This is a genomic window from Marinomonas foliarum (assembly GCF_016906065.1).
GTDB classification, from domain to species: Bacteria; Pseudomonadota; Gammaproteobacteria; order Pseudomonadales; family Marinomonadaceae; genus Marinomonas; species Marinomonas foliarum.
In genome coordinates this window covers 3,221,564-3,236,707 of sequence record NZ_CP070273.1, presented here as the reverse complement: position 1 = coordinate 3,236,707, position 15,144 = coordinate 3,221,564, and the positions used below count along the sequence as shown (strand labels likewise).

Genomic DNA, 15,144 nt, shown 5'->3' with positions numbered 1-15,144 from the left:
AAAAACCGATCCTGAGATCGGTTTTTTTGTTTAGAACCTTTGACCTTAGTCTTGAGAATCTAAGAAACGTTCTGCATCCAACGCAGCCATGCAACCCGTTCCAGCAGAAGTGATTGCTTGACGATAAATGTGATCAGACACATCACCTGCCGCAAAAACACCTTCAATGCTTGTTTGAGTCGCATTGCCATGCGTACCAGACTGAACCGTCAGGTAGCCATCTTTCATGTCTAGCTGACCTTGGAAAATGTCAGTGTTTGGCTTGTGACCAATAGCAACGAACAAACCAGCAACCGCCAGCTCTTTTTTCTCGCCTGTTTGACTATTTTTAATACGGACACCTGTCACACCAGCACTATCACCTAATACTTCATCAAGCTCGGAATGCCATTCGATTTTTACGTTGCCGTTTTTCGCTTTTTCCATCAATTTGTCCGCAAGAATTTTTTCAGAACGGAATTTGTCACGGCGATGAATCACGGTAACCGTTTTTGCAATATTAGAAAGATAAAGCGCTTCTTCTACAGCAGTATTACCACCACCAATTACCGCAACGTCTTGGTTACGGTAAAAGAAACCGTCACAGGTTGCACAGGCAGACACACCCTGGCCCATGAATTTAGTTTCGCTTTCTAGACCTAAGTATTGAGCACTTGCACCTGTAGAAATAATCAAAGCATCACAAGTGTAAACGCCGCTGTCGCCTTCCAAACGGAACGGACGATTTTTAAGGTCTACTTTGTTTACATGGTCAAAAATGATTTCTGTTTCAAAGCGCTCAGCATGTTTACGCATACGCTCCATCAGTTCTGGACCTTGTACGCCTTGGTCATCACCTGGCCAGTTGTCTACATCTGTTGTCGTAGTTAGCTGTCCACCCATTTGCATACCTGTAATCATCACAGGATTAAGGTTCGCGCGAGCTGCGTATACAGCGGCTGTGTAGCCAGCTGGTCCAGAACCTAAAATCATTAATTTAGCGTGTTTCACATCGCTCATGTTATTGCTCCTGTAAATGAATGCTTGCCAGACTCAAAGATGGTCGGCTAAAAAGACTGTGATGAATTCTAACGAAAATCTGCTGAAATTCTTAGAGAAAAATATTAATTACTAAAATAGGGACTATCTATGACTTTTCAAGCGTCTCGCTGTTTTCAATTGCACACGCAGAACATTCAGGGTCCTGAGTTAAACGCATTTCACGCCAGCTTCCCTCAAAACCATCAAACAGCCTCAACACGCCATGCTTAACCTTTCCACAACCACTTGCCAATTTCAACGCCTCAAGGGCCTGATACACACCTAACAAACCCACAACAGGAGCGACAATGCCACTTTCGTTGCAGCTTAGCTGCTGATCAGACAATGACGGGTATAAACACTCGTAACAAGGTGTAGATTGTTGATCGTATAAAAAGCTTACCAACTGCCCTTCCCAACGAATCGCAGCCGCACTGACTAATGGTTTTTTAAGAGACAAACACGCGCGATTGATAGCTTGCCTAGCAGTAAAATTATCCGTGCAATCTAACACCACATCCGCTTGCTCGACTGCTTTTAGTAAAGAAGCATCCGCTAATTTATGCGTGATCACCTCTACTTTGACCGCCGAATTTTTGAGAGCAATTTGCTTCGCAGCAGCTTCCACCTTATTCAGGCCAATCTGACTCTCATCATAAAGCACTTGGCGTGGCAGATTACTACTTTCTAGTTGATCGCCATCCGCCAAAGTCAGATGACCAACACCAGACGTTGCCAAATAAGTCGCTGCAATATTGCCAAGCCCACCTAAACCAATAACCAACACTTTTGCTTGGACAAGATTAAGCTGCCCCTGAATATCAAAATTGGGCAATAATAACTGACGACTATAACGATCTAACTCTAATTCGTTCATTTTCACCTTACTTTCTTGTTACTCATCCTGCCCGACTGGTCAATTCTTTGCTAAACTCGCTTTACTATCTTACCCACGAGCACCGATATGAAGTTTCCAGGCAGACGCAAACTTAAACATTACTTTCCCGTTTCACAACCAAAGCCAGTTCTGCCTACGTCAGAAGTTAGACCCGACAAAGACACTTACATTGTTGGCTTGGACGAAACCATCGTCGATGTGGTCGCCAATGTTTCTGATCAATTCCTAGAAACGTTTAATATCCAAAAAGGCTTATCAAATCTTGTCGACGCTGAGACTGCCTCTGCTATTTACAGCGAGTTAACGGCACAAAACAGTATCTCAGATCATTTTGCCGGTGGCACTATTGGCAACACCATACACAACTATTCAGTGTTGGCCGATGATAAATCCGTTCTACTTGGCGTTATGTCAGCCAACATCACTTTAGGGTCACCAGCTTACCATTATATCTGCCATACCAGCAGTAAAGTAGACATGAATCACCTGCAAGGTGTACCAGGAGACATTGGCCGCGGTATTACGCTAATCACACCAGATGGCGAGCGTACTTTTGCTATCGCGCCAGGAGACATGGACGAACTGAATGTAGAACATATTCCAGAGCACATCATCGCAAGTGGTGCAGCATTGGTAACTTGTGCGTACCCATTACGTCATCAAGGCAAACCCATCAAAAAAGCCATGCTAAAAGCTTTGGAATACGCGCACAATAATCAGGTCCCAACAGTTCTGACATTAGGCACCAAGCACCTAGTAGAAGAAAACAGAGACGAACTACTTGATATCATCAAGAAACACGTCAATGTTTTAGCAATGAACGAACTGGAAGCCGAAGCATTAACAGGCTTATCTGATCCTTTGCAAGCCGCCAGTGCAATTCTAGATTATGTCGATATTGTATTGCTGACAGCTGGCCCAGATGGCATGTATTTATGTGGCCACACTGATGATGAGCTAAAACGCGAGACTACCAACCCGATTAAATCTGGCAGCTTAGCCGATTTCAATCGTTGGGAATTCAGCCGCCCAATGTTACAAGAAGCCTGTAAACAGCCTGTAAAAGTCTTTTCTCACATTGACCCTTATATGGGTGGACCTGAAAAAATTCGCAATACCAATGGCGCTGGAGATGGCGCTTTATCCGCTTTGCTGCATGACATTTCAGCCAATCACTTTCACAAAGAAGTGATTCCAAACTCTAGCAAGCATTTAGCACCGTTTTTAGCTTACTCATCTTTCGCGCAAATCTGCAAATATTCAAACCGTGTGAGTTACGAAATACTTGCTCAAAATGCATCACGTTTATCCAAAGGGTTACCTGAACGAGAAGACAGCTTAGAAGAAGCTTATTGGGAAAGATAACACCACACTCAGTTTCTTACAGACATAAAAAAACCATGCAATGCATGGTTTTTTATATTCTTATTAAAGAGAATTGCTCTAAGTAAAGAAGCAGTTCGCTTAACTCATCGCTTCGATGCCAAGTGCTTCATTACGCTCAAACATTCGATTAAGCTCAAGCAAAATAACCAACTCTTCTTCTTTCTGATAAACACCTTGAATGAACTTCAATGCTTCATCATTACCAACGCTAGGGCTTTGCTCAATCTCGCCTTGGTACAAATAGAATACTTCTTGAACAGCATCAACCAGCAAGCCAACTTGCTCACCATCGTGCTCAATAATAATGATGCGAGTATCGTCAGAAATTGTACACTCAGGCAGGCTAAAGCGAACTCGAGTGTCTACAACAGTCACGACATTACCACGTAAATTAACGATACCTAAAACATAAGAAGGCGCACCTGGAACTGGAGCGATTTCGCTATAACGTAGCACTTCTTTAATCTGCATGACGTTAATACCATAGGTCTCGTCAATCAGCTTAAAAGTTAGATACTGTAACAACTCACCTTTATTCGATTCAGATAAGGCTTTCCCATTTTCTTTAATAGGCGCTAATTCAGACATGGCTCACATCCATATTCAGTTTAATAAGAGTAATGTAGAACTCATCACAAGCTTTGTCTAGTGTAAACAAAATGTGATGAGCCTACGAGCAAAGTTAAGTAACAATTAGTTGTCTTGTTGTATCCCAACTATTGTCCAATTTCCATTTGCATCAGACATGTTCTTTTCCAAATGCCAAATTTCATTGGTTTCGGAAGTCTGATCACCTTCTTTGATCCAGCCTGAAAACTGCAAAGAAATAGAAGCGATAGAGCCTACATACTCACCGCGAACAATTTCAACCATCAAGGAAACCACTTCAGTACGAGGCTTATCATTGCCGTATGAAGCACGTTCAGTCACCAAAAGGTTGTAAAGCTCAGGGCTCACATAATCTAGAATTTCATCAAAATTATTGTCATCCCAGGCTTTTTGCAAAGTGATGTAATGGTTTTTCGCTTCAGCAACAAACGCTTGCTCATTAAAACCTGGCGGAAGCTTAATTTCTGGCTGTGAACCAAAGCCACTAATACCAGACATTGGAGAAGGCTGTACGCCATCACGAGTTGAGTTTGGCATCTCGCGGAACATACCATTAGTACCTGCAGCATCAGCTTGAGCTGCGCGACGTTTTGGCGCGATGAAGAACTTGTAAACCAAGAAACCAATCAAGGCAAATAGCAGAATATCACCGAAAGAAATGCCGTCAAAAGCACCGCTTCCTAGTAAGGCGGCAAAAATACCACCAGCCAATAACCCGCCTAACAAACCGCCGCCCATTCCACCTAAGAATCCAGGTTTTTTAGCGCCAGCCGCCGCATTTGTTGTACCAGCTGTGCTATTTGTTGTGCTTTTAGGTTTAGAAATAGAAAAGCTTTTACCAAAACTTTTACCACCACCAAACTTCTTCGCATGAACATCTGCACTATAACCGCCAGCGCCGATTGCCAAAACAAACGCCATTAACATGGCAAATACTGTTGTTTTCACAAAACTCTCCTTTATTTAAAATTGACCAAACCAACGGCATTGCGTAGGTCTGAAATCAGTCCACGTGCACGAGCTCGTGCCTTCTCCGCCCCGGCCTGTAAAATTTCTTCTACATGAGTTGGATTAGCAATTAACTCCAAGTACTTTTCACGTGGTTCAGATAGTTGACCATTAACCAAAGCAAAAAGTTCCTTCTTTGCCTCTCCCCACGCAATGCCATCTACAAAATTCTGACGCATTTGCGCTGTTTGCTCTGGAGTAGCGAACGCTTTATAAATATCAAACACAGTCGAATCCTCAGGGTCTTTCGCTTCACCTGGTTCTAACAAGTTTGTTTTGATCTTATTAATACCTTTTTGCAGTTTTTTCTCGGTATCAAATAATGGAATCGTATTATTGTAACTCTTACTCATCTTACGGCCGTCTAAGCCTTTCAAAATAGAGCCCTCTTCGCCAACAACCGCTTCAGGTAATACGAAGTGCTCACCAAATAAATGGTTAAAACGACCCGCAATATCACGGGCCATTTCGATATGCTGAATTTGGTCACGGCCGACTGGTACTTTATGCGCATTAAACGCCAAAATATCAGCCGCCATTAATACTGGATAGCAAAACAAGCCCATGGTAATACCAAAGTCTGGGTCTTGCTCATTGGCAAGGTTTTCATCCACTGCGCCTTTATAAGCGTGAGCACGGTTCATCAAACCTTTTGCGGTTACGCAAGTCAGTAGCCAATTTAGTTCGGCAATTTCAGGAATATCAGACTGACGGTAAAAAGTTGCTTTGTCGGTATCTAAACCACACGCTAGCCAAGTCGCCGCAATTTCTAAACGAGACTGTTTCACACGCTCTGGATCCTGACACTTGATCAACGCATGATAGTCCGCAAGAAAGAAGTAAGATTCCGTATTTTCTTGACGGCTTGCTTCGATCGCAGGACGAATTGCCCCCACATAGTTTCCTAGGTGTGGAGTGCCTGTGGTGGTAACACCGGTTAAAACAATTTCTTTTGCCATTGCTGCTACTCTTTCCTACTTTACATAATGTCGAAATTTGAAATTTTATAGTGTTGAAATGCCGCTTACCCTAACATAAAAAAATCACATCAAGAATCGCACAACAAGATTATTTATTCCTATATTCAATATCTTATCCATAATGGATGCGAATAATGAAATATCAATGCCAAAGCTCTCCGATAAGACCAGAATCCCGCTGAATACGCGCACTGCTTGCCGCCCGAATTAATCCACTTGAGCCCCATAAACTAAAAGACTTTTTCGCCCGAGTAATCCCTGTATAAAGCAGCTCTTTGGTCAAAACTGGAGAAGGTTTTAAAGGCAACAACAAAGCGACTTGATCGAACTCAGAGCCTTGGGATTTATGTACCGTCATGGCAAACACCACTTCAAATTCACTCAAACGACTCGGCAGCAGCCCCGTGAATGTGCCATCAGGTTGCATGAACCAGACACGAAGACGCTGAAACTCATCAGGCATACAAAGACCAATATCGCCGTTAAACAAGCCTAATGCCGCATCATTTCTCGTCAGCATCACCGCTTTTCCCGGATACCAAACATGGGGGTCTTTCACTCGTCCTCGTTGGTAGAAATACTGTTCGAGTTGAGCGTTCACTTTCTCGACACCAAACTCGCCTTGACGAACCGCGGTCAAAATTTGGTAGCGCGAAAACATCTCATACAGCTTAGCGATGTCTAAATTCTGACGTACTGCGTCCCAGTAGTCATCATAGCCTTTTGCCAAGGTCGCAATATCGGCTTTGCTCTGTCCATCTTCCGGTACTCGCCACTCTACATCGGTGTAATTAGACTCAAGGCAACGCAACACGGCAGAGCTGTCACCAGCGTTCATGGCTTTTGCTAAGTGTCCGATGCCGCTATTCGCATCAAAGCGATAACTGGTACGCAATAAGGTTAACGCGCGACTCATTGGCGGTGCCGACGGATTACCATACGGCGCCAGATTTTCTCCGGTTAGATGAGCGAGGCGACCTGCCCATTCTGGTTGAAAGTACACCTCTTCGATACCATAAGATAAATCCCCTAACACACTACCCGCTTCCACCGAAGCGAGTTGATCTTTATCGCCTAATAAAATGAGTCGAGCGTGTGGTGGCATGGCATCAATCAACTTTGCCATCATGGGCAAATCCACCATGGACACTTCGTCCACCAGCAACACATCCAAATGCAAAGGATTTTCTTTATTGTGCTTAAATCGACTGCGCCCAAAGTCACTGCCTAATAAGCGATGCAAAGTGCTGGCTTGTTCTGGAATAGCAAGTTTAATGTCATCGCTTAATGGCAAATCCGTCTTGGCTTTTGAAATGGACTCTGTCAATCGCGCCGCCGCTTTACCGGTTGGTGCGGCCAGCTCGATACGTAACAACTTTCCTTCAGCGAGTGACTGAGCCACCAGCAAAGCCAACAAGCGAGTCACAGTGGTTGTCTTGCCTGTTCCGGGGCCACCGCTGATTACGGAGAAAGGCAAGCTTGCCGCATTGGCGACCGCGACTTTTTGCCAATCCACCGTATCGGATTGGTTGGGGAAAAGTTGTGCTAACAAACCGGCGTCGACAGCAAAAGGCGCAACAGAAAATTGACCTTTAAGATAATTCAGCACCTGTTGTTCATATTGAAAATAACGATACAAATACAAACGCGTGCCTGCCAACACCATTGGCCGTTCAGATAAATTTGTCGCAGAAGACACCAGACGACTTGCTTGCAGAGATTCGCACCAAGCAGAAACACTGTTTACGCCGCTATGATGTAATGCCGTTCGTAACTCGTCTAACTCCACACCTTCTGGCGGACTTTGCCAAATGGTCGCTAGATCGATACAAATATGCCCTGCGCCAAGATACGCACTGCACAAAGCGCCAGCGATATGAACCGCGCTATTTTTTTCATCTGGCCTGCCCTCTTTGGCATGTTGCGCCAGCTGCTCAACCCACTGGCAATCAATCGCTCTTAACACGCCCTTGGCTTGCCAAGTAGACAAACTGAATGGCGTGGATACAGGGGAGTTTTCCTCGAGCCTTGTTTCATTAAGAGAGTCAAGCAAACCTAGCTGATTAGAAAAGTCCATATTGTACCGCCTCGTGATTTTCTGGCTTATCACTTTCGCCGCTAAACAATTTGTCTAAAGCGGTAACATGTTCAAAGGTTAAGCGGCTATGGAATACACCGGTTTGTTGTTCTGGCTGCATACCACGGAGAAACAAATACACCACACCACCAACATGTTTTTCGTAATCGTAATTTGGCAAGCGCTGCTTTAACAGACGATGCAACGCCAAGGTATAAAGCTGATATTGCAAATCGTACCTGTGCTCAGCAATGGCATGAACCAATTTTTCTGGCTCATAATCAGCAAAGTCGTCGCCCAAATAGTTCGACTTATAATCCAACACGTAATAGCGACCTTGGTACTCAAACAACAAATCGATAAAGCCTTTTAGCATGCCTTTTAACGGACGATCCTGAATCATGGGCGCAACACGAGACACCTCATCGTGTTCGCGAGAAATACGATCCAATTGCAAAGCATTCATGCCCGTCACCGGAATAAAAAACTCCATTTCCTTACGACAAGCTGATGGTGCCAAACTTCCTAAACTCATTCCCGCCATTAGCTCTGTGTTCACTATGTCTGGCAGCCATTCGCTCAATACACCTTGCCATTCATCAAACCCCTGACGTTCGTAAAAATCAGCCATTAACTTATGGTGACTGGTTTTTAATAAATCGTTAAAGCTCGGATTGCTCGACACATCATGTAGCGCTTTGCCTTCTAATGTGTCATGCAGAAAAGTCCCAGGCTTGGCGCCTTTGGGGAAAGTGAAGCGATTTTGCTCTGGCACTTCTTGACTGTCTTTTACATCAATATCTTCCACTAAAGGATCAAGCAAGCGTGTGGTTTCATCCAAGCCAGGCACACTTTCGTCGTGTTGCTCTTTGTCTTCCACCACCAGCGAGGAATAACTTCCTACCCACCAATCTCGTTCCACACGCCCAGTAAAGGTTCTTGCATGAGGCTCGGTCAATTGCGCCTGATCCATTTTGAATCGCGGCAAACGCGGTGGCTCCTCGGGTAATTCCAGCAAGCCCATTTGCCCATCTTGATAACGCTCACAAAGACGTTCGATACTTGGGTACAAATCCCCTGCCTCAAGCGCCTCGCCTTCGCCGATCAAGGCCCCAACACCGCTAAGGTGAACATCTGACACTGCGCCACGAGACTTATTTGAGCTTTTGCCCACTTCCATCGAGCCAATAAAACACGCCTCTTTGGAACGAGTTAACGCCACATAAGCCAAACGAATTTCTGCGGCGTACAATTCTTCTTTATGAAGCTCGGTTTGCGTTTCATCGGGATCAATAGCAATCCATAATTGCTGTTGCGCATCGTGATACAAAGCCGATTTTTCTTGATCTCGATACGGCGTAAAAGCAAATGGCAAATACACGATTGGGTATTCCAAGCCCTTACTTTTGTGAATGGTGACAATTCGTACCAATTCCGCATCCGTTTCAAGGCGGATCTTTTGCTCGTCACTGTTGCCATTCGGATTTTGAATCGCCAATCTGAGATAGCGTAAAACGCCTTCTTTAGAATCTAACTCAAGGGATTTTTGCTGTAACTTTTCGGTTAAATGCAAAAAGTCGGTTAAACGACGTTCGCCACCGGTATGGCTTAGCATGTTCGCAGACAACGCCACGTCCTGCATAAACTCACGCAACATTGGCAACAAGCCTTGCTTGTCCCAGATTTCTAGATAATCACGGAAAGCTTGTCCCCACTTTTCGTACACCACGTCGTCGTGATTCAGCGTATCCAAGTCTTCCAACGACCAATCGACCAAACTGGTTGCCAAGGCGGAGCGCAGCTTGCTTTCCTGCCCATTGGATAAAATCGCCGTCAGCACGATCAATAGCTCTCGCGATTCGACGGTTTCGAATACCGAACCTTTGTCGCTCAAATACACACTGGCAATGCCACGCTGACGCAATGCGTCTTTTAGTGCATTGGCTTGACTAAAGTTGGTTACCAACAAGGCGATGTCTTTTGGTCGCACGCCTTTGCCATCAAGCAAAGATAGTCCTTGCTGACCTTCCAGTAAAAGTTCATGAAGATGCGCTGCGCAAGATTCCGCCATGGTTTGACGATACTCTTTGGCGGAAACAGGCTCATCGTTGCGTTGATACAAAAACTGCAGCGCGGCTTGGGTTTGGCCTTGTCGAGAAAAACCACTGGCAACGCCACGATCTTGCACTTCAACGAAAGGAATCCCAGTGACACGAAAGGGTTCCGCTTGCGTGGTAAAAAGTCCGTTCACTGACTGAATCATGGCCGCGGAAGAACGATAATTGGTTGCCAAAGAGTACACAGCGTCGACACGTTTTTTTGCTGCCAGATAGGTATAAATATCCGCGCCACGAAAGGCATAAATTGCCTGTTTAGGATCGCCGATCATGATCAAGCCAAGCGTATTTTGATCCACTTGCGCTGGCGCATAAATCGTCGAGAATATCCGATATTGCACCGCATCCGTGTCTTGGAATTCATCGATCAGAGCAATCGGATACAGATGTCGAATTCGCTCCGCTAACTTCCCCGCTTCATCTTGCGTGAGCGCCACATCGAGAGAGGTAAGCAAGTCTGTGAACGTCAGCGATTGTGTGCTGCGCTTCCAGCGTTTCATGCGCTCTTGAGTTTGTTGCCAAAGTTGAGTTAGCAATACCGCTTTTAATCGCCCCGCATCAGGAAAGCTTTCCCGCAAAGACTGCACCAAGCCAAAAAATTCGTGCGCAGGCAAATCGCCGCCTTTGCTCAATCGGCTAGCGTGCTCATTGGTATCAAATTTTTCGAGGCTTTTGTCTAATTCAAAACGCGAGGAACGCGCCCATTGCGTCATAGCCTCAATATCTTTCGAGGGGTCTTTGCGCCAAAAAGTGCGCTTAATACCGCTACGCTCAAGGGCATCAATAATATCTTGCGACTGACTCAACCACATGGCGCGCACCGCCGCCATGGTTTCTTGTGCCTGGCTTAACGCACTTTCCCAGTCGTAATCTGGTACAGCGATTTTGGCGTCAGGCTGATTATTCAGTAAATATAAGTCTTTCAACAAGGCGTCTGGATTCGACCAAATTGGCTGAATCAAAGCCGCTTTGGTGTCGTCCATCGGATAAAACACACTACGCCAAACGTCTTTCACTGCCATAGACAATGGCGCCAGCTCATCGGTCTCAATGGTTTGTTGGAACAACATGCGGCTTTCAAACGCATTCTGGCTCAGCATGCGCTGACAAAAGCCATGGATAGTGAACACCGCCGCTTCGTCCATTTGCTTTTCGGCATACAGCAATTTTTCGATGGCGCCAGCACGTTGCTCGGCTGACATTTGCGCCATCCAATCCGCCAGAAAGACATCGCTGCTTTCGCCTTGTAATAAGGCTTTTCGCGCCGCTCGTATGCGTCCACGAATACGGGCTTTTAGCTCGGCGGTGGCGGCTTCGGTAAAAGTCACCACCAAGATTTGGTCAACTGTCAGCGGTTTATCTAAATCTCCGCCATCCTCAGATAAAGACGGCCCTGTTGGCACCAGCAAGCGCAAATACAAGTTGGCAATGGTGTAGGTTTTCCCAGTACCCGCGCTGGCTTCAATTAAGCGTTTGCCAAACAAAGGGAAGGTTAAGGCGTTGAGCGGCTCAGGAATCATATTCAAGGCTTCTGCATTAACGGCAAGCTGATCAACAGAAACGGGCTCGTTAGAAAAACTCATTCCATCACCTCCAAATGACGATGCATGGGCAACCAGATTTGCTCACACAAGGCGACAAACTGTTCTTTTTGGCGATTTAAATCGGGGAAATAACGCTGCCAATAAGCATCGTCCACCTCACTACGAGTAAAGGCGCTGCTGTTGTCTTGGTAAAGCTTCAATGCTTGCTCCCAAGCTGTATCCAAGTCTTCTTGCGCTTTGCTCGAACAATAGCTCTTACACCATGCATCCGCACTTTTGGCCGGTAAGGCAATCGGCTGACACAAGCCTTGCTGCAATAACGCCAACATAGTGTTTAGATATTCTTGAGCATCCTTCGGCGGGATAAGGATAAAACTATGCTGTAGTAACTTGCCGGTTTTGCTCAGATTAATAAGATGATGCTGCTTTGGCGTACCTTGCGCACACAAAGCTAAATGCTCGATCCACGCCTGCATTTTTTGATGGGCAGATAAGTCACCAATGCGATAAGACAAACGCGTGGTCGCCGTTGGCAAATCCAACCAAGCTTGCAGAACAATACTGCCAAGGGCCAAGTTCACTTCAATCGGTTCGCACTCTTCCAATGCATAACCTTGCAAAACAGAGAAAAGCTGCTGACATTGACCACGACTCTGCTCCAAAGACAATCGACCCAGCGCGCCATAAGGCAAAGCGCCCATAAGAGACAAACGTTCAATAAACTGATCTTCATCGCCTTTTAGCATTGCTTGCAACAAACCTTCGCGCAGCTGATAACCCGCCAAGCCATCCAGTGCGAACGGCTCGTCTTCTTTCTCTTCCTCTTCTTGCAGACTCAAATAAGCTTTTAATCGACGCTGGGTAAAGTAACGCGTCGGATGGCCAATAAAACGCGACAATTCATCAAGAGCAAGCTCTAACCTTGGTTGCTCTAAACCACCCAGCGGTGCAAACTCGGAATATTCATCATCCATAGGAACGCTAAGCAGAGCTGGCAACCATTGTTCGTCATAGCTGTATAAGCGCTTATCAGATGACTGCGAATTGACTTCTACAGACGACTGAGTCGCATAGTAGGCGGCATTAAATGGCTGCAGCGGATGTTCGAGAATCAGTTTTTCTAACAAAGTTTTCTGCGACTCGTCTGGCGCTAATGCCTGATCGCCTTCAAACACACAGCTTTGACCTATGTATTCCAACAGCTCACTCACCAAGATAGACGGATTTTTCTCACTGTTGTCTTGAATACTGCGCCCCACATAACTGATATAGAAACAATCTCGTGCTGACATCAGTGCTTCAAGGAACAAGTATTTATCGTCTTCCCGTCGGCTTCGGTCGCCACTGCGATATTGCCCAACCATCAGGTCAAATCCCATCGGCGCAACACTACGAGGATAATCCCCTTCGTTTAAACCCAAAACACAGATAACCTTAAAGGGCACAGAACGCATGGGCATCAAGGTACAAAAGTTCACTCGACCTGCTAAGAAGCGCTGACCGCCTTGAGATTCTTGTAACAAAGGAGATAACAGCTGGCGTATCACTTGCTGATCTAATGGGGAATCAAAATGCGCTTGCTGCCATTGCAGGGTCAAGGCATCAAGCTGCTTAGTCAGTAGGACCTGAAAAGCATCGTCTTCTTCCAATAAAAAGAAACGCTCTGCCAAATAATACAGAGTCGAAATCCATTCTTTCGGCGCGAGAGATTCCATCAATTTCGCTTGAGCATCATTAATGGCGACCAAGAACTCCGCCAGTTTACCCGCCACCGACGCTTCTAAACCTTCCACATCGCCGTAACTTAAGGTGCCCTCCCAAATATGGTCGTGACCCATGGCGTAACCCAACAACATGCGACGCACGCCATTAAGCCAAGTATGAGATTCTTGTATTGGCAGATCATGTTGCTGCGCGGTTTTGCCATCCAATCCCCAGCGAATACCCACCTCCGTCGACCATTGACGAATGCGCTCTAACTCATCAGCGGTCAATTCAAAACGCGCCAACACCGCAGGCACTTCTAATACGCTGATCAATTCGGACAAGGTGAAACGACTTTCGCCCAAACCAAGCAAATACAAATAGGCGTCAACAATCGGGTTTTCCATACCGCCAGATTGATCTATCAAGGCAAAGGGAATGTGTTTCCTAACTTGCGCGCTACCTTTTACACCACCAAAGACGGCTTTTACAAAGGGGCTGTAAGTGTTGACGTCGGGCAACATAACGATGACGTCTTTTGGCGTCAGGCTCGGATCACTCTCAAACATTTGCAACAGCTGATCATGCAAGACTTCCACTTCCCGTAACGGACTGTGACAAAGATGCACACGGATGCTTTGATCATCAGCAGTAATCGAATGGCGATACTCGGCATTGGTAATGCTAGCGTCTCGCTCTTGTTGCGAGCCGTGGTTTTCTAGGGTCAGCACATCTTGCTGAAGCCACTGTAGTAACCCTGTCGATTGCTCAGTACGATAATCTTCGAATACTTCTAGTTCGCTATCAGCCATTTCTTGTAGCTGCGCAATGTAGTCTCGGCCCAAGCGCCCCCAACTGGCTAACAAAGGATTGGCGTCCAAATGCAAAGTATCGGTACTCAACCCAGGCTTGAGGGTTTGGCGTTTTATTTCTCGACCTAAGTAATGTTTATCAACCACATCGCCCCAGTAAAAACGGCAAGGGTTCTGTAAAAACAAATGCACATCGATCCAACCTGAAGCAGCCAGCACGCGAAGGGATTCCAATGTATTCGGCGACAAAGAAGACACACCAAAAATAAAGATTCGCTCTGGCACGCCAACAGGTCGGGAAAAGGATTGTGTGGCGTCATGCAAAGCTTCAATCAGATTACCGCGGTGATAAAGCGAGGTTCCTTGCTGGCTCACATCGGCAACCAGATCGCGCCACAAAATAGCCTGCCAAGGTTGCTGCTCAAAGATGGCTTTCAGCCTGGGGTCTTGTGCTTCGCCACCTTCCCAAGATTTAATCCAATCCGGACGGTAAACCAAATATTGATCGTAAATATCGGCAATGCTGCTGCATAACTGAAAGCGGCGAATTTGTGTGTCGTCTTCTTCGAGGTACCAACTTAGCGCCTGAAATTCTGGTTCGTTAAGGCGAGTATCCAGCAAGCGCATCAAGCGCCACACTAAGAAAGGTTTATTAAATTCACTCTGCGCGGGAATATCGTCTAAGGTTTGCGAAAAAGTTTGCCAAACAAAAGTAGAAGGCAAAGGAAACACCAAACCCGCAGCGATAGAATGCGACTCGGCTAAGAACATCTTCAGCCATTGCGCCATACCGGGGTTTTGCACCAAAATGGATTCATCATCAAACGGATTTTCTGGTGGAGAAACAGCCAGAATCTTCGCAAGCAACACGGCTAAATCTTCTAGACGGTTACCTGTGTAAAGTTGAAACATGCAAGAATCCTACGCGTTAGAAAGGAACTTAATAAAATACTAATAAGCCTAACCTTGGAGGCGCTAAAAAAGAAGGA

9 protein-coding genes are annotated in these 15,144 nt (G+C 45.8%); 1 reads left to right on the top strand and 8 read right to left on the bottom strand.

Annotated features, from left to right (window positions below; translation table 11 throughout):
* Positions 1–45: 45 nt before the first annotated feature.
* Both trxB and JSY38_RS15065 read right to left on the bottom strand, forming a co-directional pair.
* The gene (trxB, locus tag JSY38_RS15070) at positions 46–999 is read right to left on the bottom strand and encodes a thioredoxin-disulfide reductase (protein WP_205113913.1); all 954 of its coding nucleotides are present in this window, start codon (positions 997–999) and stop codon (positions 46–48) included.
* Positions 1,000–1,126: 127 nt separating this feature from the next.
* A complete protein-coding gene (locus tag JSY38_RS15065; RefSeq protein WP_205116877.1) occupies positions 1,127–1,897 on the bottom strand; it encodes a HesA/MoeB/ThiF family protein in 771 nt (256 codons plus the stop codon).
* 87 nt (positions 1,898–1,984) lie between these two features.
* Between JSY38_RS15065 and JSY38_RS15060 the strand changes: the two genes are divergently transcribed.
* Positions 1,985–3,283, top strand: a complete 1,299-nt coding sequence (locus tag JSY38_RS15060) for an inosine/guanosine kinase (protein ID WP_205113911.1) — start codon at positions 1,985–1,987, stop codon at positions 3,281–3,283.
* Positions 3,284–3,382: 99 nt separating this feature from the next.
* On the opposite strand, the gene JSY38_RS15055 is transcribed toward JSY38_RS15060, so the two are convergent.
* From JSY38_RS15055 to recC, 6 genes are all read right to left on the bottom strand, one after another.
* Entirely contained in the window at positions 3,383–3,892 is a 510-nt protein-coding gene (locus JSY38_RS15055; RefSeq protein ID WP_181858560.1) for a chemotaxis protein CheW, read from the bottom strand.
* Between the two features lie 105 nt (positions 3,893–3,997).
* Positions 3,998–4,861 carry a Tim44 domain-containing protein gene (locus JSY38_RS15050; RefSeq protein WP_205113909.1) on the bottom strand — a complete coding sequence of 288 codons (864 nt, stop codon included), beginning with the start codon at positions 4,859–4,861 and terminating at the stop codon, positions 3,998–4,000.
* 11 nt (positions 4,862–4,872) lie between these two features.
* Positions 4,873–5,880, bottom strand: a complete 1,008-nt coding sequence (locus JSY38_RS15045; RefSeq protein ID WP_114412771.1) for a tryptophan--tRNA ligase — start codon at positions 5,878–5,880, stop codon at positions 4,873–4,875.
* Between the two features lie 163 nt (positions 5,881–6,043).
* Positions 6,044–7,978, bottom strand: coding sequence for an exodeoxyribonuclease V subunit alpha (gene recD, locus JSY38_RS15040; protein WP_205113907.1), 1,935 nt, complete (start codon positions 7,976–7,978; stop codon positions 6,044–6,046).
* A complete protein-coding gene (recB, locus tag JSY38_RS15035; protein ID WP_239543991.1) occupies positions 7,965–11,678 on the bottom strand; it encodes an exodeoxyribonuclease V subunit beta in 3,714 nt (1,237 codons plus the stop codon). Before recB ends, recD begins: the two co-directional genes overlap by 14 nt.
* Positions 11,675–15,067, bottom strand: a complete 3,393-nt coding sequence (recC, locus tag JSY38_RS15030) for an exodeoxyribonuclease V subunit gamma (RefSeq protein ID WP_205113905.1) — start codon at positions 15,065–15,067, stop codon at positions 11,675–11,677. The genes recB and recC overlap by 4 nt, the downstream gene beginning before the upstream one ends.
* Positions 15,068–15,144: the final 77 nt, after the last annotated feature.

What these genes read in the sequence shown, in the direction of transcription:
- trxB (WP_205113913.1), bottom strand. Translation starts at nt 999, where the DNA reads ATGAGCGATGTGAAACACGCTAAATTAATGATTTTAGGTTCTGGACCA.
- JSY38_RS15065 (WP_205116877.1), bottom strand. Translation starts at nt 1,897, where the DNA reads ATGAACGAATTAGAGTTAGATCGTTATAGTCGTCAGTTATTATTGCCC.
- JSY38_RS15060 (WP_205113911.1), top strand. Translation starts at nt 1,985, where the DNA reads ATGAAGTTTCCAGGCAGACGCAAACTTAAACATTACTTTCCCGTTTCA.
- JSY38_RS15055 (WP_181858560.1), bottom strand. Translation starts at nt 3,892, where the DNA reads ATGTCTGAATTAGCGCCTATTAAAGAAAATGGGAAAGCCTTATCTGAA.
- JSY38_RS15045 (WP_114412771.1), bottom strand. Translation starts at nt 5,880, where the DNA reads ATGGCAAAAGAAATTGTTTTAACCGGTGTTACCACCACAGGCACTCCA.
- recD (WP_205113907.1), bottom strand. Translation starts at nt 7,978, where the DNA reads ATGGACTTTTCTAATCAGCTAGGTTTGCTTGACTCTCTTAATGAAACA.
- recB (WP_239543991.1), bottom strand. Translation starts at nt 11,678, where the DNA reads ATGAGTTTTTCTAACGAGCCCGTTTCTGTTGATCAGCTTGCCGTTAAT.
- recC (WP_205113905.1), bottom strand. Translation starts at nt 15,067, where the DNA reads ATGTTTCAACTTTACACAGGTAACCGTCTAGAAGATTTAGCCGTGTTG.